Genomic DNA, 23336 nt, shown 5'->3' on the forward strand with positions numbered 1-23336 from the left:
ATGAATTGCCATACTTAGCAATTTTCCTCTGTCGCACGGAAGATGGCATCAACTTTCAGTATCCTTGAAACTGACAAAAAGTTAACTTACAAAACAGCCTTTATGGATACTGAGGAACTTCTCAAAAAGTATGCGGCAGGAGAGAGAAACTTTAGTATTGCTAACTTGCGTTCTGCAGATTTGACACGAGCAACGCTGAATACAGTTGACTTGAGTGAAGCAATTTTAAGCGAAGCAATTTTGACTCAAGCCGAGTTGAGTGAAGCAAATCTCAGTCGAACAATTCTAACAAAAGCAGACTTGACAGAAGCAGTTTTGGCAGGAGCAAAGCTGACTGGCGCAATCTTGACAGAAGCAGAACTAAGTCGAGTCAATTTATACGATGCTTTTCTATTAGGTGCGAATTTAGCAGGAGCTAATCTTGCCGAAGGTAACTTAGGAGGCGCTAACCTGAGTCAAGGAAACCTCAGTGGAACTAACTTAAGTGGAGCAAACTTAGCTCAGACAAACTTGCAAGGAGTTAACTTAACTGAAGCAAACTTGAGTAGAGCCGATTTAACCGAAGCAAATCTGAGTAGTGCAGATCTTAGCAGCGCAATATTGAGCGGAGCAATTTTAACTAATGCCAACCTGAGTGATGCCATTCTCAGTCGAGCAGTTCTTACCGAAGCTGTTTTACAAGGCGCGAACTTGAGTGGAGCTGTCTTGAGCGGTGTTAACCTTACTAAAGTAAACTTAGAAGGAGTAAACTTGAGTAACGCAGTCCTAACTAGTGTAAACCTCACAGAAGTAGACCTGAGTCAAACAAACTTAAGTGGAGCCACCATGCCTAACGGCAGTACCCACGACTAAACTTAGAGCCTATCAAAGGAGCATCTGTGAAAATTGCCGTCTTTGAAATTGAAGACTGGGAGCGCAAACTTTTTGATCAGTTAAGTGACAAGCATACTATTGAATACTGTGATGAGCCGCTAACGAGTGAAAATGCCAGTCAATTTACTGATGCTAATGTCATTTGTGCATTTATCTACTCGAATCTCAGTCAAAATATTCTACAGCAGTTCAATCAATTAGAACTCATCGCTACGCGATCAACTGGGTTTGACCAAATTGACACAACTTACTGTCAGCAACACAATATAAAAGTCTGCAATGTACCTAACTATGGCGAACACACTGTTGCTGAACATGTATTTGCTTTATTATTGGCGTTAAGCCATAGAGTTGTTGATGCTGTTGATCGCACTCGTAAAGGTGACTTTTCTTTTCAAGGATTACAAGGCTTTGATTTATTAGGTAAAACTCTGGGTGTGATTGGTACTGGTGCAATTGGACGTTGTGTTATCTCAATTGCTAAAGGTCTTCGGATGAATGTTGTTGCATACGAACAAAATCCCCGTGAAGAGTTAGCATCGCAATTGGGATTTCGTTATGCTCAAATGTCAGAAGTATTAGCAAGTGCAGACATCATTACATTGCACGTTCCTGCAAATAAAAAAACATATCATCTGCTTTCTGACGAGCAATTTTCTCAAATGAAGGATGGTGTAGTGTTGATTAACACAACTCGTGGAAGTGTAGTGGATATCAAAGCATTGTTACAAGCTTTAGCAACCGGAAAAGTCGCTGCTGCCGGCTTAGATGTCTTACCAGAAGAATTTGTGATGCATCACGAAAGTGAATTACTGAAGTCCTTAGTCCACAAACAAAATAACTTAGAAGCACTTCTTGCCAATCAAATATTACTGCGTTTATCAAATGTGATTGTGACTCCTCATAGTGCCTTTAATACTTATGAAGCTAGAACGCGAATTTTAGATACGACGATTGATAATATTATGAGTTTCTGTCAAGGCAAACCGCAAAATGTCGTTATTGATTAATAGGTATTAAGCAGGTATGGTGTAGCGATCGCGGCTTTCTGTGGCAGAGATAATATTTGATGTTCCTTCTATTTGAGCAGTTTCTTGAGCTAAAGTTTTATCCTTAATTGCCTCTTGGAACCAACAACATTATCCTCGTTGGTGCAGATGATAAAGCCAAGTTTTGTCCTCTACTCCTTCTGTTAGTTGAATAAACACGATCAGATTTTGAGCACGCAGGTTTAACTTGACTTTATTCGTTGCTAGAGCTAGACAGCGCATCTTTAACGCAGTGTAACATCTGGTACAAGCCAGAGATTTTCTAATAAGCTAGCGTATTTCTGATTCAAGAATGCTTAGATCAAAAATAGAACTTATCAGGAGTAATTGTCATAGGTCGCCTTTACTTCACTAAAATCTATCAATTACTCCTAACTCTGAATCAAGAACCAAAAGGAGTTTTGTCTTGCGGTGAACCAGGGGCTTGTGAAGGATCTTCGGAATCAGGAGTTGTTACGGCAATACCTTTATCTGGGGTGAGTTGCTGACGCTTCTTACGGTCAGCAGAAAGAATATCTGCAATTGTTGCTAATGCTTGCTCCATTTTGTCTACATTAGCGCGGTACAGTTCTAAATCCTTATTGAGTTTATCTTCTGAGATGTTCAAAGTAGCAGCAATATTCTTCAAAGCTTCGACTCGCTGCTTTTCATCTTTGACTAATGCAGGGTCTGATAGTTCTAATAAGCTGAACACTCCGATCGCAAACAAGCGGCTGTATTTAAAGTTGGGATTGTGAGCGATCGCCCGAATTTGTTGTTGGAGATCGCCTACTTCTTCTTTGTGAGATTCTCCACGCAGCCATGCCATTAACTCAGTATTTGACGCATTCTTCGCAAATAAACCAAGACGTTCGGCATCCTGGCGATATTGTTGTGGATCGCCTTCTACAGCTTGACACAAGGCATTAAAAATTGACTCTTTATCTTTTTCAGGTTGATAACCTTGCATAAACCGCTCGAAAGCAGTGACTACGCCCAAAGCATAAATTGGGTTGTAGTTAAAATCGACATTTACTGACAGCAAGTGCATTTCTACCATCAGTTCTTCCACCACTCGACGATAAATTGTATTGATCGGACGAGTGTGGGATGTGTAGAAAGCTCGCTTGGTATCGGAAACAGTACGGACGTTATTCACTGGACGATTTCAAGGGCGACGTAAACTCATTGTCGCGCTTAATAGCCACTTTGCCAAGTTGAGCTTTGATCCCCAGCTAGGGGAATATAATCTGAAGTTATATTTCAATGTCTAATAAGGACAAAGCGCTTAGCAGTTAAACATAAGCTAGGTAGCTACTAAATGACGAGTTACCGACTTTTAACTTTCACTCTCCTATTTGCACGTTTTTGTCCGGCTTTGAGGTGGATGTGTTGTAGGTTCGTAATCTAAACAATTAATTGCATCCTCCGTAAGTGCTTTGCAAGGATGTACTGTACATTTGAGTCGATAATCTCCGGTGAAGTAGGCGCAGCGGCTACAAGGAACTTGATGCAGTTGCTTTAGTCGAGTGATACCATCTCGCGTTGCTATCAAAATACTCCACAGAAAAACTGCTAGCAAAGATGAAACCGAAAGCAAACAAAGTGGGGTTGTAATCGGTTGGACAACTTGAAGCAATAAATTAAACATATGGGTTATGCCGAGTGGGTGTAAGTTGCAGTGTTTCTGCATCCTTGATGCTGCTTCAACAGGGTGCACTAATTGCTAGAAATCAAGAATTACAGAAATTTAATGAAAAGGATTGTCAATAACTAACGGTATAGTGTAAGCTATCTTGCAAGTTTTTGAAAAAGATTTTCAATAATTTGGAGGTAAGATTACAGTGACAACTGTTGCTAAGAGTCCACTTTCAGTGGAGCAAGATCTAGCAGAGTCTCCTTGGTGGGCAGGTAACGCCCGTCTCACAAATCTATCGGGTAAGTTACTCGGTGCTCATGTTGCCCATTCCGGCTTAATTGTGTTGTGGGCAGGAGCAATGACATTGTTTGAACTGGGTCATTTTAATCCGGCAAAACCAATGTATGAGCAGGGCTTAATTTTGCTACCGCATCTAGCAGCCCAAGGTTGGGGAGTTGGTGCTAACGGTGCTGTGGTAGATACGTATCCGTATTTTGCGATCGCTGTTATTCACCTCATCTCATCAGCATTTCTAGGATTTGGTGGCATCTTTCATTCCTTGCGTGGTCCAGAAAGGTTGGAACGAAAATTTTCTTTTTTTGGCTACGATTGGGCAGATACTAACAAAATGACGACAATTCTGGGTATTCACCTTGTTTTACTCGGAATTGGTGCCTTTCTCTTAGTTGCTAAGGCAATGTACTTTGGAGGTTTGTATGACCCAAATGTTGAAAATGTCCGGCTTGTAACTAACCCAACGCTCGATCCTACAGTTATTTATGGCTATCTCTTTGGTGCTGTTGGTAGGTTCTGGATTGCTGGCGTTGACAATCTTGAAGATGTTGTCGGCGGTCATATCTGGGTTGGTGGAATGTTAATTTTTGGTGGGTTATTCCACATTGTGACTAAGCCTTTTCGCTGGACTTATCCGTTCTTTGTTTGGTCAGGAGAAGCTTATCTTTCCTATAGTTTGGGCGCTTTGGCGTTAATGGGGTTTATTGCAACACTGTTTGTCTCGGTTAATACGACTGTTTATCCAGAAGTCTTTTATGGTCCAGCATTGGTAGTACGGCAGAACGTTGTGCCTTACTTTTCATCGCCCGATCCTAATTTAGTCACCTCTCGCACGTGGCTTGCTAATGCTCATTTTTGGTTAGCGTTTTTCTTTTTGCAAGGACATATTTGGCATGCTTTGCGATCGCGTGGTTTAGATTTTCGTAAAGGTCGCATTAGTGAGAATGCTGTCATTCCTCAACCTAGTTAATGCAAGTGATTAGTGTTTGTTCTAGAAAATTAGTGCTGCAATAACGCAAATAATTCTCAAGGAGTTGCCATGACTGCGGTAATTTCAGATAGCCCTTACAAGAATCAAATTCCTGATGTGGGCTGGTGGGCTGGTAATTTTCGTCTGACAAACTTATCAGGTAAGTTATTAGGTGCGCACGTTGCTCATGCAGGTTTAATCTTGCTGTGGGCTGGAGGAATGACACTGTTTGAGTTGTCGCGCTTTCATCCTGATCAACCGATGTACGAGCAAGGGTTGATTTTGCTACCGCATCTAGCCACATTAGGCTTTGGTGTCGGGGCTGGCGGACAAGTTGTTAGTACCTATCCCTACTTCGTAATTGCTGTTTTGCATCTGATACCATCAGTTATTCTGGCAGCAGGAGGGCTTTATCACGCTCTGTTAGGACCCGAAGTTTTAGAAGATAATCCGACCTTAGCTGGTTTTTTTGGCTACGACTGGAAAGACAAAGACAAAATCACGTCTATTTTAGGCATTCACCTCATACTTTTAGGCTTGGGTGCATTGCTACTCGTTGCCAAAGCAATGTTCTGGGGCGGATTGTTTGACCCTTGGGCAAGTGGTGGCGGTGATGTGCGCGTCATCAGTCATCCCACACTCAACCCTATCCGCATTTTTGGCTACCTATTCGGGGCTTGGGGTTCAGAAGGAATGGCAGCGGTAGATAACTTAGAAGACGTTGTCGGCGGTCACATTTGGGTTGGATTAATGCTAATTGGTGGTGGACTGTTCCACATCTTGACGCAACCGTTTGCATGGGCGCGACGCATTTTAATTTATTCAGGCGAAGCTTATCTTTCTTACAGTATTGGTGCTGTTGCCTACATGGGCTTCTTTGCTGCCTACTTTGCGTGGGTCAATAATACTGTGTATCCAGAAGTTTTTTACGGGCCGGTACATGCTTTAGAATCTGCGCCTGGATTGGTTTCTGTTCGTGGTTGGCTGGTGACATTCCATGTTGTTTTAGCCTTAATCTTTCTCATTGGTCATATTTGGCACGCCCTCCGCGCCCGCGCTGTTGCGGCTGGATTTGATTTTAAAAAAGGCGACATGGTTCAGCCACCACAAAATCCTCAAACAGCAACCGCAATCAGTTCTCAAGATGTGACATTGAACTTTCTCAAATACCTACCAATTTATCGCCCAGGAATTAACCCTTTGGCGCGAGGATTAGAAATTGGGATGGCACATGGTTATTGGCTAGTTGGTCCTTTTGCTGTATTAGGTTCTATTGGTACATTACGCGATGCCAATGTTGGCGATCTTGTTGGTTTACTCGCTGCTGGAGGTTTAATTCTCCTGCTGACCATCGGTTTTTCAATTTACGGCACTACCAAACTAGAAAAACGCCTAGAGACTTTGCCAAGACCAGCTTTTGCAGCAACAGTTCCCAACGTTCCTGAAGCTTTGCAAAACGTAGACGAGTGGAGTCAGTTTACAACAGGCTTTTTCATTGGTGGCATTGGTGGCGCAATTTTTGCGTACTTACTTTTGAATAGCTGGCGTGCATTTGTGGCGATCGCCAATTAATACAACAGGGGCAAAAAAGTATTTGAAACGTGCTTGATGCCCCTACAAATTTTGACTCAAGTATTGTAGGTGAAAAGATGTCAGGTATTGGTTTATTTTACGGTTCAACAACTGGAAAAACCGAAATTATTGCCGAGATGATTCAACAAGAATTAGGCGAAGAAGTTGTAGGGCTGCATAATATGGCAGATGTAGAGGGTAGTGAATTTAATGATTACGAAAACCTAATTATTGCTTGTCCTACCTGGAATATTGGTGAATTGCAAAGTGATTGGGATGGTTTTTTCCCTGAACTTGATGACATAGATTTTAGTGGGAAAAAAGTAGCTTACTTTGGTACAGGCGACCAAGTTGGCTATGCTGATAATTTTATGGATGCGCTAGGAATTCTAGAAGAAAAAATTTCTGAATTGGGCGGAAAAACAGTCGGCTATTGGTCAACTGACGGATACGAATTTAACGAATCGAAAGCAGTTAGAGATGGTAAGTTTGTTGGTTTAGCGCTTGATGAAGATAATCAATCTGAGATGACTGAGCAGCGCGTTAAAACTTGGATATCTCAACTGAAGCAAGAATTCGGAGTGTAGTTAATGACATTGTGGCATAGGCATCTTGCCTGTGCTTTTATCTATATTTCTACGGATGTTTATTAGAGACTTTATATGTCTATAGTTCCAGATGTTTTGTGGATAAATACTAGTCCTAGTCTGCAATGCTTTCATCGCCCACTATTGTGCTATTTATCCCATCATTTAACAGTCGCGCAGTGGGAATATTCCCAAACTCAAGATGAACCAAGTTCGCTTGAGGTTGCTTTAGAATTACTAGATGATTACTTACAATCGTGCGATCGCCCTGTTCACTTAATGGGTCACAGTACAAGTGGTTTACTAGGATTATTGTATGCACGCCGGTATCCAGATAAAGTTAAATCACTTGCCTTACTAGCTGTAGGTGCAGATCCTACTATTGATTGGCAACTTCATTATTATAATCACCGTAAAATTATGAGTTGCCAAAAAGTGCTAACTTCAATGGCTTATAATTTATTTGGCTCCCATGATAAATGCACAATTAATAGTTTTATTAAACGCTTATATAAAGACTTATATTGTTCGCTATCGCCGCACTCATTGTTACAACGAGTCAGTTTACCTGCAAGTGGCGTACCAGTGCCATTAATGGTTTGTGGCGGTACAGATGATATGATTGTCGAGCCAGCAGATTTACAAGGTTGGAAAGAGTATTTTAAAGCAAGCGATCGCCTATGGTTATGTCCTCAAGGCAAACACTTTTTTCATTACTTTCAACCTCAACTTGTAGGGGAACAAATACTTAATTTTTGGCAATTTACTCATCAATCAGCTTTACTTCATGCTAGCTTGTTGCTTTAAGCTTGGCGACTAAAGTCACAGCTTGACAATCAAAGTTCACCTCCGTGGACTAATTAAATAAGCATTCAAGCAAAAATTTCCAGGAACGCCATGAAACCAGCCGTAGGAGAAACGCCTTTAACCTTTTACCTTTCCCCTTTAACCTACTTCTTGTAGGAAGTCTAAGCGTTTATCGTCTGTGTAGCTAGATTTTAACCGCAAAGCTGTTTTGGTCTGCCATGAAACTAAAAACTGGTAAAAATGTTGTGTTAACACCTTTACCAGAAAAAGATTTATTTAAAAAGGTACGAGCGAGTATCAATGCAGATTGTAGGGGTGAGAAACTAAAGTCTGGGAAATGTGCGATCGCTTTACTCTTGACCTGTAGCGATCGCTACGCATATTTCTGTTAGTTAAGCTAATATAAATGTTCGTAAAGAAATTAGCTAAAAATCACTCTATATGGTTAATGCTGTCGAAAAGCAATCTCCGCATCGTGTAGTGATCGTCGGTGGTGGATTTGGCGGGTTATATGCAGCGAAATCCCTCGGCAGTGTTCCCGTAGAGGTAACATTAATAGATAAGCGTAACTTTCATTTATTTCAACCTTTACTCTACCAAGTCGCCACAGGGACATTATCGCCAGCAGATATCTCTTCTCCTTTACGTGCTGTCCTTAGTCGCAACAAAAATACTAAAGTGCTCATGGGAGAAGTTGTTGACATTGACCCAGAACAGCGCAAGGTGACACTGCAAAATCAAGACCTACACTACGATAGTTTAATTGTTGCCACAGGTGTTAAACATTCGTATTTTGGTAAAGATGAGTGGTCAGAATTTGCCCCTGGCTTGAAAACCGTTGAAGATGCACTAGAAATGCGGCGACGGATTTTTGTTGCCTTTGAAGCTGCTGAGAAGGAAACTGATCCGGAAAAACGCCGTGCTTGGTTAACGTTTGTGATCGTTGGTGGTGGACCTACTGGCGTAGAGTTAGCAGGAGCGATCGCCGAACTCGCTTACAGTACATTAAAGAAAGATTTTCGTAACATCGATACGGCTGAAGCCAAAATCTTATTACTTGAAGGGATGGATCGCTTACTCCCACCTTATGCAACAGAATTATCGACAAAAGCAACAACATCTCTCCAGCAATTGGGTGTAACGGTGCAAACAAAAACACTAGTCACTAATATTGCAGATGACATTGTGACAATGAAGCAAGGCGACGAAGTCACGCAAATTGCTGCTAAAACAATTCTTTGGGCTGCGGGTGTCAAAGCTTCTGCTATGGGAGAAATTTTAGCTAAGCGTACTGGCGCACAAATTGATCGTGCCGGACGAGTTATCGTTGAACCAGACCTCAGTATTCCAGATCATCCCAATATTTTTGTTGTTGGTGACTTAGCAAATTTCTCTCACCAAAACAGTAAACCCCTACCTGGTGTTGCACCTGTCGCTATGCAAGAAGGACAATATGTTGCAGCACTCATTAAACAACGGCTACAAGCAAAGACACTACCACCCTTTAATTACTTTGATCGCGGTAGCTTAGCTGTTATTGGACGCAATGCAGCAGTTGTAGACTTTGGTTTTGTTAAGTTCTCTGGTTTCTTGGCGTGGCTTACCTGGGTGTTTGTCCACATTTATTTCTTAATTGAATTTGATAACAAACTTGTGGTTCTCTTGCAATGGGGTTGGAATTACTGGACGCGCAAGCGTGGTGCAAGATTAATCACAGGCGAAGAATCTTTATTGACAGTAGGAGTTGATAATCAAGGAGATTTCTACACACCAACTAATAGCAATTCAGCCGTTAAAGTGTAATTTTGTTAATAGATAGTAATATAAATCTGGTTGATTAGTGGCGATCAAAAGTGACTAGCAACTCAAGTGCTAAACGCTAATTCTTACCACTGGGGATTGCTTTTTAGTAAAGCTTTTACTTGCTCAGCGTTGAGAGATTGAGATATAAAGAACCCTTGCGCATATTCACATTCTAATGTTCTCAGGTAGGCAAGTTGTGCTGGTGTTTCTACACCTTCTGCTGTGACGTCAATATTTAGTTTATGGGCAAGAGTAATAATTGTTTCAACAATTTCAGCGCTAGCTTGCTCAACACCAATACGTGAAACGAAAGAGCGATCAATTTTTAATCCGTTGATGGGAAAATGATATAAACGTGCTAGAGATGAGTATCCTATTCCAAAATCATCAATTGATAACTGAACGCCCAAATCTCTTAACTGTAAAAGCTTAGTTGAAATAGAATCATTTTCTTCCATAATGACGCCTTCAACAATTTCTAGTCTCAAGTGTGAGGCGATTAAGTTAGTCTGCTGTAGAACTTGCTGAATTTGCTCGACAATATTAGGTTGAGAAAACTGCTTGCCAGAAAGATTAATACTTATAATTAAGTCTTTTGCTTCTGCAAGTTGTCGTTGCCATTGACACAATTGATAGCAAGCCGTGTAAAAAATCCATTGACACAAGCGAGTGATCATCCCAGTTTCTTCTGCTGTTGCAATAAATCTATCTGGGTTTTGCAGACCATATTGGGGATGCTGCCAGCGGATCAGGGCTTCAAAACCAGTAATTTTGCCTGTCTGCAAAGAAATAATTGGTTGATATTGCACAATAAACTCTTGTCTTTCAATTGCATTGCGCAGATCTGTTTCTAGTTGTAGGCGTGCAACAGCTTTGGTATACATTGCAGGGTTAAAGATTTCGTAGCGCCCCACACCTTGGTTTTTAGCACGATACATAGCAATGTCAGCGTTGCGTAGGAGTGCTTCTGGCTGATCGTAATTAGTAGCACTTAGTGCAATACCAATACTTGCAGAGGTAAATATTTGTTGTTCTTCAATTTCAAAAGGTAACGAAAGTACTTGTTCAATTCTTTCAGCTACACGAATGGTATCGCTTGCATCTTGAATACCGTCAAGTAAAATTGTAAACTCATCTCCGCCCAAGCGGGCAACAGTATCAGTTGGTCGCAAGCATTCTTGTAACCGAGACGCGATCGCTACAAGTAACTTGTCTCCAAGAAGATGCCCTAAACTGTCATTAATGACTTTAAAGCGATCTAAATCAAGAAAAAGAACTGCAAATAGATAATTTTGATATCTCTTAGCGTGTTGAATTGCCTGTTCTAGACGATCTAGAAACAGTGCACGGTTGGGTAAACCTGTCAAGGCATCGTGAAAGGCATTTTGAAGCAATTCCTCTTCTGCTTGCTTGCGTTCAGTAATGTCTCGACAAATTGCGTGTAATTCTATTGGTTCGCCCTCGTTGTCAATTACTAGTTGATTGCGTTCGCGTACCCAAAGTACTGAACCATCTTTACAAACTTTACGAAGTTCTACTTCACTACTAGTAATCTTTTCGCGGAAGATACTTTCCATCCATTCCTGCATCCAGTTGCGATCGGCTTCATAAACTGTCATCAATGCAGGTTGACCAATTAACTCTTGTTTGTCGTAACCTAAATACTCAGCAGCATAGTTATTGACTGATTTGAGAGTACCATCAGCAGCGATCGCAAAATAAGCATCAGGCGCAAAATCAAACAACTTTTGATAGCGCTCTTCGCTTTCTTTTAAAGCTTCAGCATTGGCAATTTTAGCACTGAGGCGCTGACCAAAATAGGAACCTACTGATGCCAACAACAAAATACTTAAACTAGCAGTACCGGTAGCAATTGCTAAAACAAACCTATCGATTCCGGTAGAACCTTGAGTAAGAAGTTTGATTGAAGGGTAATAGTCAACTGCCATCATGCCTAGATAATGCAAGGCATCAATGGCAACACCAGCAAAAAGTGCACTACCAACTTTACCTAAACTTTCAGATGACACAATTCTTTCAGCACTAGCATGAAATGCTAACCACAACGCACTAGTTGACATAAAAATTGTGAAAGCCCCAGCAAAAATAATAAATTGTGGATTATAGACTGGCATTGCACCGAGTTGCATTCCCCACATTGCAGTAAAGTGCATCGTAATAATGCCCAACCCTACAAAAATGCCTCCTGTCAATAAAGGCAACCACCTCAGAGGTCTTTGGCTAGCAGTTGATAATCCGATTCCACAAAAGGCGATCGCGACTAGTAATGATAGTAAGGTTGTTGGAATATCGTAAGTAATTGGTATGGGTAGTTCGTAAGCAAGCATGGCAATAAAGTGCATGACCCAGATACTAATCCCTAAAGCGATCGCACTACCGCTTAACCACAACTTTCTTGCTGTTCCTTGTGTTACAGGAACTTGCCCAGCCATATCAAGTGCCGTATATGAACTGATAATTGCCACAACAAGCGAAAGTACAACCAAACGCAGATCGTAAGTAGCGCTCAAGGCTGTACTGATGGAAGTTATATCTTTAACAACCATAAAGTATGATATTAGTTACCTTATGCATAATTGAGTAAAATTTTTATCTTATACTCGAAATGACATTTACAGAGTTTGCGTAGCTACTGACATTCCAAAAACATTTATTTATTTTCAACTAAAAATCGTAGAAAATATACACTTCAAGCAACTTTTAAGCGTTTGATAGTACCAAAACTCCTAAAAAATGATAATTTTAATACGTAATGTCATTCATATTCATTATGAAAATCTGCTGACAACAAACATTAAATATTTTGTCAAAGTGAATGCATCGACTCCCATTTCTGTACGTTCATCAGCTGCTAAAATACCAGCCTGAGAATGCCACCACGCAGCGCTTGCGACAATTTCTACTAAAGGTATATCTTTGGAAGTCGCCTGTGCAATCAATCCTCCCAACAAACCTGTTAGCACATCGCCACTACCACCACGTGCTAAAGCTGGGGTACTTTCAGGATTAACCCATACACAATCAGCTTGCGCGATCGCAGTCCTTGCACCTTTCAACAACACAACTGCACCACTTTGTTCAGTGGCTGCACGTACAGCGGCAATGCGGTCTTTAGTAGGATCGACAGTATCAGGAAACAATCGCTTAAATTCGCCTGCGTGGGGTGTTAAGACGGTGGAGGCTTGTCTATGTTGCAATGTCTGAGTTGTTCCCATTTGAGCAAGAATATTTAAACCGTCAGCATCTAAAACCAAAGGGCGATCGCTATCTAACACTTCTTGTAAAATTGGCTTGGCATCTACTGTTAAACCAGGACCACAAGCGATCGCATCAAACGAACTCAAATCGGTTTTCTCTGGTAATTGCAGTTGTGCGATCGCACCGCTTTCGGTTTCAGGACAGCCGATAATTAAAGCTTCAGGTAATTGTGCAGATAACAGTGGTTTAATCGATTCTGGAACTGCTATTGAGAGCATTCCAACACCACTTGCTCTTGCGCCCAAGCCCGTCAAAATTGCCACGCCTGTATAACGCCGCGAACCGCAGATAAGTAAAAGATGTCCCTGTTTATATTTATGCGTAACAGGAGAACGCTTGAGAGGGAGAGTTGCGATCGCACTTTGCGGGGTAATACGTTGGATTTTTGGTGCTTCTAATATTGCTTGGATATCTGTCAGCGGAAGATCAAAATCAATTAATTCTGCTGCACCAACATAATCTAAAGCTTGGTCTTGCAACAATCCTAGTTTCCACAAACCTAAACAAAAGGTATGTGTTGCTTGTACGGCTGTTCCTAGCGCTTCCCCAGTATCAGTGTGTAAGCCAGAGGGTAAATCAATACTTACAACTGGCTGTGACCATTCGTTCAACTGATTGACAATTTGATCTACAGGAGAAGATAGCGATCTCTCTAACCCAAATCCAAATAAGCCATCAATAAATAAATCGCATTCTGCTAGAGGTTCCAAAGATTCATGAACTGGAATCTCCAAAATCTTGACATATTGTGCGTGTTGTGAAGTCAAATCTTTTAACTTAGAAAAAGGGCTGCAAACTGCAACCTGATATCCTTGAAAATGCAATTCTCGTGCTACGACTAGCGCATCACCCCCATTATGCCCAGGTCCTACTAAAATACCGATACGCGATACTTGTGAAAGAGGATAAAGCTCTATAATACGACGTGTAATGAGTCCGGCTACCTTCTCCATCAAGGCAGCAACTGGCATTCCTTTAGTAAAGATCCGCTCTTCAATATTCCGCATCTGCTGCGCAGTAACGACTATACGAGAAATTTGTTCGCGTCGTGCCGCAAGATGGGAATGATTTTGATTGAACATAGTTTTTTAGAGCTACATTGAGTTACTTACTCTCATTTTTCCTAAATTCATCAGAACGCCACCTGTAGTAAGAGAGAAATCTTATAGGGAAAGCACAGGAGTAGAGGAGAGTAGAGAATTATGTTTTGTTATCACCATTTTTTATTTAGTTGGATGAACGAGTCTTGTGTAAAAGATGCAGCATTGAGAGAATTATCCGTATTTAACTCATCGCTGAAAAACACGGGCTAAAAAAAATTATGAAAAACTTCTTTCTCAGCACGGCTGTGTTTTTACTCGCCTTTTCTCCAGTTTCTCTAGCAAGCGATCGCCAACTGATAGACGCAATTTGCCAGACAGGAAAGCCAAAATGCGTGGAACTTGTTATTCAGGCAATGAAGCAACGCTACCAACCACTTGCAAAGCAATGCGATCGTGATGGTTTATTTGCACTAGCCTACTTGCGAACGACACAAACTTTTCTCAAAACAATTGATGAGATTAACTACAACAATCCTGCATCTGTTATTCGAGAAGATGCCTTATTTGCCGATTATTATTTTCGAGCTTATGACGCTTACCATACAGGTAAAGGTTATGTTCCCCCAGTTTGGCAAATCGCGTTTGATGCAGCACAGCATCGCTCAGTGTCAGGATCGGGCAATCTCATTTTAGGCTTTAATGCACACATTCAGCGCGATTTGCCGTTTGTACTTTATGAGCTTTATTTAAAAGGTCATCCAGTAACCTATGAAGACCACACTCGTGTCAATGAATTTCTTCAACAGGTAAATATATTATCGGAAATAGCGCACAAGTTTGATCCGACAGTTGATGATGAAGATATACCAGGTAATGCAGATGATTTGCAACGGTTTCAACTCATTGCTCAGTGGCGTGAGGGTGCATACCGTAATTTTGAGCGCCTCCGCGATGCAAATACAAATACTCAACGCATCCAAATAGCAGCAGAAATTGAAGCACAGACTGCAGCTACTGCTTTTCTACTACAACAAAATTTTAGCTATCCGCCTGGGATAGATAGTTCTGAACGGGATACTTATTGCCAAGCGCAGCGGAAACAAAGATAAAGTCTACTCTTGCCGCAACATTCCATCTTCCATGTACGCTACACGGTCAGCTACATCAATAATACGTGAGTCATGAGTTACCATTAACACTGTACAGCCTTCTTCTTTGGCTAATAACCGTAGTAACTCAATAACATTGTGTCCGCTACGCGAGTCTAAAGCAGCAGTAGGTTCGTCTGCCATGATTAACCGAGGATTACCTGCTAACGCCCGTGCGATCGCAACCCGTTGTTTCTGTCCGCCAGATAAATCTCCTGGTTTATAGTTCGTATGACTTGCTAAACCTACTTGTTCGAGTAGATATTTCGCTTGGTTTCTTGCTAATCGTCCTTTAATGCCTTTAATATTCAGCACTAGTTCTACATTTTCGGCTGCTGTCAGCGCTGGAAATAAGTTAAACCCTTGAAAAATAAACCCAATATTTTGCAGACGAAAGTTTGCTAACTTATCGCGAGACATTTTTGTAATCTCTTCGCCGAGTAAGTATACGCTTCCTGCAGTTGGCGTCAGCAAGCCTGCCAAAATTGACAGTAAAGTTGTCTTTCCTGATCCGGATGGTCCCATTAATAGTTGAATATCGCCAGGAGAGACTTCTAAATCAATTCCTTTAAGGACTTGAAAGCAATCGCGTCCCGATTTGAAAGCCATCTCAACACCTTTTGTCAAGATTGCTTTTGTATTACGTTGGTTAGTTCGTTTTATTGATGTGGGATCAATCAGGGTACGGCTTGTTATAGACACAATAGGCTTACTTCAAGAATTGTTCAGAACTGAGACTACTTCAATGTATTCAGTTTTAAGGATCTTAATAGTATTAGACGCTGCTCGCCACAAAAAAGATTCTACTAATAGGAACAAATTTAGGAGCGAGGGTGAGGAGTGAGTGTTGAGTGTTGAGTTTTGTTCGCGAAGAAAAGTGCCGGAGGCATTTATTAAAAGAATTTTGAATTTTGAATTGAAGAATTTTCGTAACTCAGCACTCAAAATTCAAAACCAATCACTCACCCCTCACCCCTCACCCCTCTCAACACTAACGTTTACGTCAAAGATAGACGGGTAATACTCCTTCATGATTACGGCTGTTCCCACTGTGGGAGTTGTTTGTCCAAAGTTACATTAAACATAACTACATAAAAGTTTATGTAAGGGTAAATGACCCTACTTAAACAGCTCGGTAAAGGAAACCACGATGTTTGAATACTTTACAGATAAAGCCATCAAGGTAATCATGCTATCCCAGGAAGAGACACGTCGCCTGGGACACAACTTGGTAGGAACCGAGCAGATTCTTTTAGGCTTGATTGGAGAAGGTACGGGAGTAGCAGCAAAAGTGCTGACCGAGCTGGGAGTATCCCTCCAAGATGCACGCACAGAAGTAGAAAAAATTATCGGTAGGGGAGATCGATTTGTCCCCACTGAGCTTCCTTTCACTCCCAAAGTTAAGCGTGTTTTTGAGCAAGCTCTAGCTGAAGCTCGGCAACTCGGAAACAACTATATTGATACAGAGCACATTTTATTAGGATTACTCCGCGAAGGCGACGGAGTAGCAGCGAAAGTCCTCAGTAATTTGGGTATTCACCCAGAGCAAATTCGCACCGCAGTTATCAAAAAACATGGAGAGGTAGCGGCAGTTTCTGTAGGTAGTACTGAACGCCGCAGTGGTCGCACTGCAAGTAAAACAGCAACTTTAGACGAATTTAGTACAAATTTAACGAAGTTAGCTGCTGAAGGTAAACTTGATCCTGTTGTTGGACGCGAGAAAGAAATCGAACGCGCCATTCAGATTTTAGGACGTCGAACAAAGAATAACCCTGTATTAATCGGTGAACCTGGTGTTGGTAAAACCGCGATCGCCGAAGGACTCGCCCAACGGATTGTTGCCCAAAACGTTCCTGACATCCTTGAAGATCGCCAAGTCGTCAGCCTAGACATGGGTTTACTGATTGCTGGAACGCGCTTTAGAGGTGACTTTGAAGAACGCATCAAAGCAATCATGGCGGAAATTCGCGCTGCGGGTAATATCATCTTAGTCATTGACGAAATTCACACTTTGATCGGTACTGGTGGTGTTGAAGGTGGTATGGATGCAGCAAATATCCTCAAGCCAGCACTAGCCCGTGGTGAATTGCAGTGTCTTGGTGCAACAACCCTAGATGAATACCGCAAGCACATCGAACGCGATGCAGCACTTGAGCGTCGTTTCCAGCCAATCATGGTTGGCGAACCTTCAGTTGATGAAACGATTGAAATTCTGCACGGTTTACGTGCGACTTACGAACAGCATCACCGCGTTAAGATTACTGATGTTGCACTAGAAGCCGCTGCAAAACTATCAGATCGTTATATTAGCGATCGCTTCTTACCTGATAAAGCCATCGACTTGATTGATGAAGCTGGTTCGCGTGTCCGTTTAAGAAACTCGCAAGCATCTGCGACAAGCCAAGTCAAGCGGGAATTAGTCCAAGTATCGCGCGATAAAGAAGCCGCCGTTAGAGCACAAGACTTTGACAAAGCAGGACAGCTACGCGATCGCGAGTTAGAACTTGAAGCACAAATTAAAGCGATTTCTGAAAATCACAACAACGATGTCAACACTCCTATTGTTGATGAAGAAGACATTGCACAGATCGTTGCTTCGTGGACTGGTGTTCCCGTTAATAAGCTGACTGAAACCGAATCTGAATTACTGTTGCACTTAGAAGATACCTTGCATCAGCGGATTATCGGTCAACAAGAAGCTGTGACAGCAGTTTCTAGAGCAATTCGCCGCGCCAGAGTCGGCTTAAAGAACCCCGATCGCCCAATTGCTAGCTTTATCTTCTCAGGTCCTACCGGAGTTGGTAAAACTGAACTAACAAAGGCGCTTGCTTCCTATTTCTTCGGTTCAGAAGAAGCGATGATTCGCCTCGATATGTCCGAGTTTATGGAACGCCACACGGTTTCCAAACTGATTGGATCGCCTCCTGGATACGTTGGCTACGACGAAGGCGGACAACTCACAGAAGCAATACGTCGCAGACCTTACACCGTAGTGCTATTCGACGAAATCGAAAAAGCACACCCTGATGTCTTCAACATGATGTTGCAGATCATGGATGATGGTCGCTTGACTGATGCCAAAGGTCGTACAGTAGACTTCAAGAATACGCTCCTGATTATGACTTCCAATATTGGTTCGCGAGTGATCGAAAAAGGTGGCGGTGGTATCGGTTTCGAGATTGCTAACAGTCAAAGTGAGTCTAGCTACAATCGCATTCGCAATCTTGTGAATGAAGATCTCAAGCAACACTTCCGTCCTGAGTTTCTCAACCGCGTAGACGACATTATTGTCTTCCGTCAGTTGACTAAACCAGAAATTACGCAAATCGCCGATATCCTGTTAGGTGAAGTTTCCACCCGCTTGGTAGAACAAGGAATCGAACTCGATGTAACCGCCAAGTTCAAAGATCGCGTAGTTCAAGAAGGTTACAACCCTAGCTATGGAGCAAGACCATTACGTCGAGCGATCGTGCGACTGCTTGAAGACAGCTTAGCCGAAGCAATGCTAGCAGGTTTAATCAAAATCGGAGACACAGCCATTGTTGATGTTGACGATCGCGGCGAAGTGAAGATAGAAAAAGCAGCCAATAAAGAGTTACTACTATCTTCCGTTAGCTAATCACCTAGCTTAACCCAAACCCCTAGCAATCAAGCTGGGGGATTTTTTATATTATTGGGTTGCTAACCATATCAAATCCGGTTAATTACTTACAATTAAAGTAATGAGTGATTAGCAACTAGTTACTAGCCACTAGCAACTCAATCATAGCCTGGTTATTCAACTGGAGATGAGCTTACCCACTCTTTGCGATCTTTGTGCCTACCCTGCAGGAAGGCTACTGCCAATGTGCTTCGTTAAAGTAAGTAATATTATTCTAGTTGCATTAACCATGACCCTGATGCTATGAGCAAACGAGATCTCAAGTCTGGGAAATTTGTGACTGATTCTGAACCAGTGATCAGCAAGCCAATCAGTATTCGTCTTCCACCAAGTTTAGAAGCCGAACTACGAGCAGTTGCTGGAGATGCAGTTGCGCCGTGGATTCGAGAAGCGATCGCGGAAAAATTGGCAAGAGACAAACAATAGAAACACCCAACACTAGAGTGTCATCTCAATTTACAAGACAAGAAAAAGCGCCCCCGTGAAAGAGCGCTCATTAAGCAATCATAGAAGACAAACTTTTAAGACAATTTAGCTGTTTGCAACTGGTAGTGCTTCTCCGGTAGCTAAATCAAGTGGGAAATTATGTGCATTGCGTTCGTGCATCACTTCCATACCCAAGTTGGCGCGATTCAACACATCAGCCCAAGTACTAATCACACGTCCTTGCGAGTCCAGAACCGACTGATTGAAGTTGAAACCGTTCAGGTTAAACGCCATAGTACTGATACCTAAAGCAGTAAACCAAATACCAACTACGGGCCAAGCTGCAAGGAAAAAGTGCAGTGTACGACTGTTTGCTGTGGTTCCTAAGATAACCTCGTTTGTGCGTCCAACTAGGCGACCAAAATAGCCATGAGCAGCAACGATATTGTAAGTCTCTTCTTCTTGCCCAAACTTGTAGCCGTAACTTTGAGACTCAATTTCAGTTGTTTCGCGCACGAGAGTTGAGGTAACTAGTGAGCCATGCATGGCACTAAACAGCGCACCACCGAAGACACCTGCGACTCCTAGTTGATGGAATGGATGCATCAAGATGTTGTGTTCAGCTTGAAACACTAACATAAAGTTGAAAGTACCACTAATACCTAACGGCATTCCATCAGAAAAGCTGCCTTGACCGATAGGGTAAATCAAGAATACTGCGGTAGCAGCGGCGACAGGTGCAGAGTAAGCAACAGCAATCCACGGACGCATCCCTAGACGGTAGCTGAGTTCCCACTCGCGTCCCATGTAACAGAACACGCCAATGAGAAAGTGGAAAATCACCAGTTGGTAAGGACCACCGTTATACAGCCACTCATCTAAACTTGCAGCTTCCCAAATTGGATAAAAATGCAAGCCGATCGCATTCGAGGACGGTACAACTGCACCTGAAATGATGTTGTTGCCATACAACAGCGAACCTGCAACAGGCTCCCGAATTCCGTCAATATCAACGGGAGGTGCAGCAATGAAAGCAATGATGAAACAGGTGGTTGCAGCAAGCAAAGTCGGAATCATCAACACGCCAAACCAGCCTACATAAAGGCGGTTATCAGTGCTAGTGACCCAATTGCAAAACTGCTCCCACAGATTCGCGTCGCGTCTCTGTAGAGTCGTTGTCATGATGTTGGATGATGACGTTAAGGTTTACAGTCAGTTCTCTATTTAAATTAATTAACTGACCTGTTAGTTAATATGCCCTAATAAACTTTTTTTGTCAACACCCAAGTGTGTTTTAGCGATCAAAAAGTCTCAAAGCTTTGACGGAAAAGCATTTCAGCACCTATGATCGAACAGGATGATACGTTAATGGTGTTAAAAAGTCGTAGTGGCAACTAAAGCAGGAAAAGCAGCAAAACAGGTTCGGGATGCAGAGGCGACGAGAACAGCAATACTTGATGCAGCCGAAGCAGAATTTGCACAGTATGGTTTAAATGCGGCGAAGACGGAAGAGATTGCTGCGAAGACAGGCGTCACTAAGGCGATGATTTACTACTACTTCAAGAGTAAAGAAGATCTCTACGTAGCTGTGTTGGAACGGATATTTTTTGGTAGGTACATGGATTCGATTCAGCCAGAGGAACTCGAACAGTTATCGCCTGAAGAAGCACTAGAAAAGCTCATCCGGCGACAAATCGCTACTGACTTTCATCATCCGCATCTTAACCCGATTCAAATTCATGAAGCGCTGCAAAATCAAGGTAAGTATTACAAACACGTTCTCAGTAGCGATCGCGCGCAACAGGCTTTTGGTATTGTCACAAGGATTTTAGAGCGAGGAGTTGCAGAAGGATGCTTCCGCAAACTTCATCCACAACACACTGTAATGAATATTATGGGAGCTTGTAATTTCTACTTCACTGCCTACGAGAATATGAAGTACCTTTGGCAAGGTGCGCCATTACTCAGTCCGGAAACAGTTGAACAACATACTCAAGAAGTCGTTGATTTAATTCTAGCTGGTGTCAGAAACCAAAACAATAGATAGCTGTGAGTGTGACATTGTTCAGTTGCTTTTTGTCAATTGTATAAATAAACTTAATTTCATTTTTTATCCGTAGTATTTTGCTTTCTATAAAAGCGCGATCGCTTCCTGTAAAGATTCTTAATTCTTGAAATAATTCATAAACTCTAAAAACGGAAATTATTACTTACAAGTGCTGTTTTGAATGTGCGATCGCCCTCAGCAAACCGAAAACAAAAAATTCGGGTATCTCTCCTGAAACTTCTCCGGTTTACCCTACCTGCAAAAGCAGGATGCCTAGGCATTATAGAGATGTGCAGCAAATATGATTAAACAAAGCTAAGAGTAAAAGAGAGAGAATAAATATGACACTGATTCGTTGGCAACCTTTCCAAGAAATAGAAACATTACGTCGTCAAATGGATCAAGTTTTTGAAGAATTAGCAAGCAATAATCAACAGCCAGAAACATTTTGGAAACCTGCAGTAGAGTTAAAAGATACTGAAGATAGCTTAATACTTCGGGCTGAGATTCCTGGAGTAGAAGGTAAAGATTTAGATGTTCAGGTAACAAGAGAAGCCGTAGCAATTCGCGGTGAATATCGTCGCGAACAGCAAGCACAAGAACGCGGACTTTTCCGCAGTGAATTCCGTTATGGTAAGTTCCAGCGTGTTGTTGGTTTACCTGTTGCTGTTCAAAATGATCAAGTACAAGCTGAGTTCAAGAACGGCATTTTGACCTTAACACTACCCAAAGTGACGGAAGCTCGTCGTAAAGTTGTTAAAGTCAATATTGCAGATACTTCCACTGCTACTCCTGCAATTGCTAGCGAGCAATCTGATAATAACAATCAAGCAGACAAACCTGAGGCTGAACCTGCATCAGTTTGGTAATAAGTGATGCTCTGATTTTGAATAGATAGTTTCATAACTTAATCGCTGAGTAGTCATAATACTCAGCGTTTTTTTGTAGCTTGGCGAATGAATTCGCTGCTAGACAAACAAAGTCCACCTTCGTGGACTTCCCAACAAAATTTTTATTATTTTAGGGTACGAAGGTACACTTTATCTGGGTAGCCCCCGACTTTAGTCGGAGAACTAAAATATCCCGTGTTCATATCATGATTCTTTGCTAGTGATTGATCTTTACGCTAAATCATTGGTTATTGGGGGTTTAACTCAAGAAGAGTTGATTTCAGACTAATCTGTATGCTAGAGAGCGATAATTTGCTACAGCGTGCTTTTACAATAGAGCTTTGACATCTACCTCATGGTATGAAAATAAATCATCATAACCAAATGAAGTTGTCGCAGTTGCGGATCTTAGTCGCTGTCGCGGAGTGCGAGAATTTTAGTGAAGCAGCTTTGCAGTTAGAGATGTCACAATCAGCAGTCAGCCATGCGATCGCGACTTTAGAAGATCATTTAGGTGTCATCTTATTTTCGCGAGGTCGTCATGGTGCGCGTTTAACTCCAGTAGGTAAAAGAATTGTTGAACACGCCCGCGTTATTGTCAATCGTACTGAGGAAATTACTAAAGAAGCCGAGTCAGCAAAGGGATTAAAAGGCGGACAAGTACGCATTGCTTCATTTCGCAGCGTTGCTACGCATATTTTGCCACAGGCGATCGCCGAGTTTCATCGTCGTTTCCCATCGATTGCAGTTCATCTTACTGAACACGACAGTTGTGATGATGTAGAACACGCACTCCGTGGAGGACAAGATGATATAGGGTTTACGCTATTACCTGCGGGCGAGAACTTGGAAGTATGGGAGCTATTGAATGATGAATATGTAGCTTTATTGCCACCAAATTTCAAGTCTCAACCAAAATTAACTTGGGAAGAGTTAATTAATTATCCCTTGATCGTGCATCCGCTGGAAGACACTATGATGCAGCCAGTTGATGCTCATGTTCGAGCTTGCGGTTATAAATTGCAAGCAGCTTACGAAGTCGAGACTGATGCTGCTATTGTGAGCTTAGTTGCGCAAGGTCTAGGTGCGACGATATTACCGCGTTTAGCTGCGCAACCCATTCCAGCAAATGTGCAAATATTTAGTTTGCCAGTTCCCCTCAAACGAATTATTGGAGTTGCCGTTTTAGCTGACGCACTGCAAACACCTGCGGTTTATGCTTTTTTGGATACGATTAAACATAAATCCTTAATGGAGAATTTGTGACAA

Annotated in this window: 20 protein-coding genes; 14 read left to right on the forward strand and 6 right to left on the reverse strand. The window is 42.0% G+C overall.

The window, feature by feature from the left end:
• The first annotated feature begins 42 nt into the window (after positions 1–42).
• Entirely contained in the window at positions 43–852 is an 810-nt protein-coding gene (locus IQ230_RS00660; protein WP_228054459.1) for a pentapeptide repeat-containing protein, read from the forward strand.
• Positions 853–878: 26 nt separating this feature from the next.
• Positions 879–1883, forward strand: a complete 1005-nt coding sequence (locus IQ230_RS00665; RefSeq protein ID WP_193929843.1) for a hydroxyacid dehydrogenase — start codon at positions 879–881, stop codon at positions 1881–1883.
• 421 nt (positions 1884–2304) lie between these two features.
• Here IQ230_RS00665 and psb29 read toward each other — a convergent pair whose 3' ends face one another.
• Entirely contained in the window at positions 2305–3060 is a 756-nt protein-coding gene (gene psb29 / locus IQ230_RS00670; protein WP_193929845.1) for a photosystem II biogenesis protein Psp29, read from the reverse strand.
• 195 nt (positions 3061–3255) lie between these two features.
• Positions 3256–3552 carry a hypothetical protein gene (locus IQ230_RS00675; protein WP_193929847.1) on the reverse strand — a complete coding sequence of 99 codons (297 nt, stop codon included), beginning with the start codon at positions 3550–3552 and terminating at the stop codon, positions 3256–3258.
• A gap of 193 nt (positions 3553–3745) precedes the next feature.
• On the opposite strand from IQ230_RS00675, the gene IQ230_RS00680 reads away from it, so the two are divergent.
• From IQ230_RS00680 to IQ230_RS00705, 6 genes are all read left to right on the forward strand, one after another.
• Positions 3746–4804 carry a chlorophyll a/b binding light-harvesting protein gene (locus tag IQ230_RS00680; RefSeq protein WP_193929849.1) on the forward strand — a complete coding sequence of 353 codons (1059 nt, stop codon included), beginning with the start codon at positions 3746–3748 and terminating at the stop codon, positions 4802–4804.
• A 69-nt stretch (positions 4805–4873) separates the two neighbouring features.
• On the forward strand, positions 4874–6376 hold the full coding sequence (locus IQ230_RS00685) for a chlorophyll a/b binding light-harvesting protein (RefSeq protein ID WP_193929851.1): 1503 nt from the start codon (positions 4874–4876) through the stop codon (positions 6374–6376).
• Between the two features lie 77 nt (positions 6377–6453).
• A complete protein-coding gene (gene fldA / locus IQ230_RS00690) occupies positions 6454–6963 on the forward strand; it encodes a flavodoxin FldA (protein ID WP_099700696.1) in 510 nt (169 codons plus the stop codon).
• A 75-nt stretch (positions 6964–7038) separates the two neighbouring features.
• Positions 7039–7770: an alpha/beta fold hydrolase gene (locus IQ230_RS00695; RefSeq protein WP_193929853.1), complete on the forward strand. Its 732-nt coding sequence runs from the start codon at positions 7039–7041 to the stop codon at positions 7768–7770.
• Between the two features lie 218 nt (positions 7771–7988).
• The gene (locus IQ230_RS00700) at positions 7989–8162 is read left to right on the forward strand and encodes a hypothetical protein (protein ID WP_193929855.1); all 174 of its coding nucleotides are present in this window, start codon (positions 7989–7991) and stop codon (positions 8160–8162) included.
• A 49-nt stretch (positions 8163–8211) separates the two neighbouring features.
• Positions 8212–9573 carry an NAD(P)/FAD-dependent oxidoreductase gene (locus tag IQ230_RS00705; protein WP_193929857.1) on the forward strand — a complete coding sequence of 454 codons (1362 nt, stop codon included), beginning with the start codon at positions 8212–8214 and terminating at the stop codon, positions 9571–9573.
• An 83-nt stretch (positions 9574–9656) separates the two neighbouring features.
• Here the strand turns inward: IQ230_RS00705 and IQ230_RS00710 are convergent, their stop codons facing one another.
• Together IQ230_RS00710 and IQ230_RS00715 are read right to left on the reverse strand one after the other, a co-directional pair.
• Positions 9657–12140: an EAL domain-containing protein gene (locus tag IQ230_RS00710; RefSeq protein ID WP_193929859.1), complete on the reverse strand. Its 2484-nt coding sequence runs from the start codon at positions 12138–12140 to the stop codon at positions 9657–9659.
• A 222-nt stretch (positions 12141–12362) separates the two neighbouring features.
• Entirely contained in the window at positions 12363–13934 is a 1572-nt protein-coding gene (locus IQ230_RS00715; RefSeq protein WP_193929861.1) for an NAD(P)H-hydrate dehydratase, read from the reverse strand.
• A gap of 239 nt (positions 13935–14173) precedes the next feature.
• On the opposite strand from IQ230_RS00715, the gene IQ230_RS00720 reads away from it, so the two are divergent.
• A complete protein-coding gene (locus IQ230_RS00720) occupies positions 14174–15004 on the forward strand; it encodes a DUF5995 family protein (protein WP_193929863.1) in 831 nt (276 codons plus the stop codon).
• 3 nt (positions 15005–15007) lie between these two features.
• Here IQ230_RS00720 and IQ230_RS00725 read toward each other — a convergent pair whose 3' ends face one another.
• Entirely contained in the window at positions 15008–15745 is a 738-nt protein-coding gene (locus IQ230_RS00725) for an ABC transporter ATP-binding protein (RefSeq protein ID WP_193929865.1), read from the reverse strand.
• A 448-nt stretch (positions 15746–16193) separates the two neighbouring features.
• Here IQ230_RS00725 and IQ230_RS00730 point away from each other — a divergent pair, with 448 nt between their 5' ends.
• Both IQ230_RS00730 and IQ230_RS00735 read left to right on the forward strand, forming a co-directional pair.
• Positions 16194–18662 carry an ATP-dependent Clp protease ATP-binding subunit gene (locus IQ230_RS00730; RefSeq protein WP_193929867.1) on the forward strand — a complete coding sequence of 823 codons (2469 nt, stop codon included), beginning with the start codon at positions 16194–16196 and terminating at the stop codon, positions 18660–18662.
• A 285-nt stretch (positions 18663–18947) separates the two neighbouring features.
• Positions 18948–19130 carry a hypothetical protein gene (locus IQ230_RS00735; protein ID WP_015190843.1) on the forward strand — a complete coding sequence of 61 codons (183 nt, stop codon included), beginning with the start codon at positions 18948–18950 and terminating at the stop codon, positions 19128–19130.
• Between the two features lie 105 nt (positions 19131–19235).
• Here the strand turns inward: IQ230_RS00735 and psbA are convergent, their stop codons facing one another.
• Positions 19236–20312 carry a photosystem II q(b) protein gene (gene psbA / locus IQ230_RS00740; protein ID WP_193929869.1) on the reverse strand — a complete coding sequence of 359 codons (1077 nt, stop codon included), beginning with the start codon at positions 20310–20312 and terminating at the stop codon, positions 19236–19238.
• Positions 20313–20517: 205 nt separating this feature from the next.
• On the opposite strand from psbA, the gene IQ230_RS00745 reads away from it, so the two are divergent.
• The 3 genes from IQ230_RS00745 (at position 20518) to IQ230_RS00755 (ending at position 23333) form a co-directional block, all read left to right on the forward strand.
• The gene (locus tag IQ230_RS00745) at positions 20518–21177 is read left to right on the forward strand and encodes a TetR/AcrR family transcriptional regulator (RefSeq protein WP_193929871.1); all 660 of its coding nucleotides are present in this window, start codon (positions 20518–20520) and stop codon (positions 21175–21177) included.
• Positions 21178–21518: 341 nt separating this feature from the next.
• Positions 21519–22046, forward strand: coding sequence for an Hsp20/alpha crystallin family protein (locus IQ230_RS00750; protein WP_193929873.1), 528 nt, complete (start codon positions 21519–21521; stop codon positions 22044–22046).
• A 405-nt stretch (positions 22047–22451) separates the two neighbouring features.
• Complete coding sequence (locus tag IQ230_RS00755; RefSeq protein WP_228054460.1) at positions 22452–23333, forward strand: LysR family transcriptional regulator; 882 nt, start codon at positions 22452–22454, stop codon at positions 23331–23333.
• The last annotated feature ends 3 nt before the right edge of the window (positions 23334–23336 follow it).

It is taken from the genome of Gloeocapsopsis crepidinum LEGE 06123, assembly GCF_015207655.1.
Classification (GTDB): Bacteria; Cyanobacteriota; Cyanobacteriia; order Cyanobacteriales; family Chroococcidiopsidaceae; genus Gloeocapsopsis; species Gloeocapsopsis crepidinum.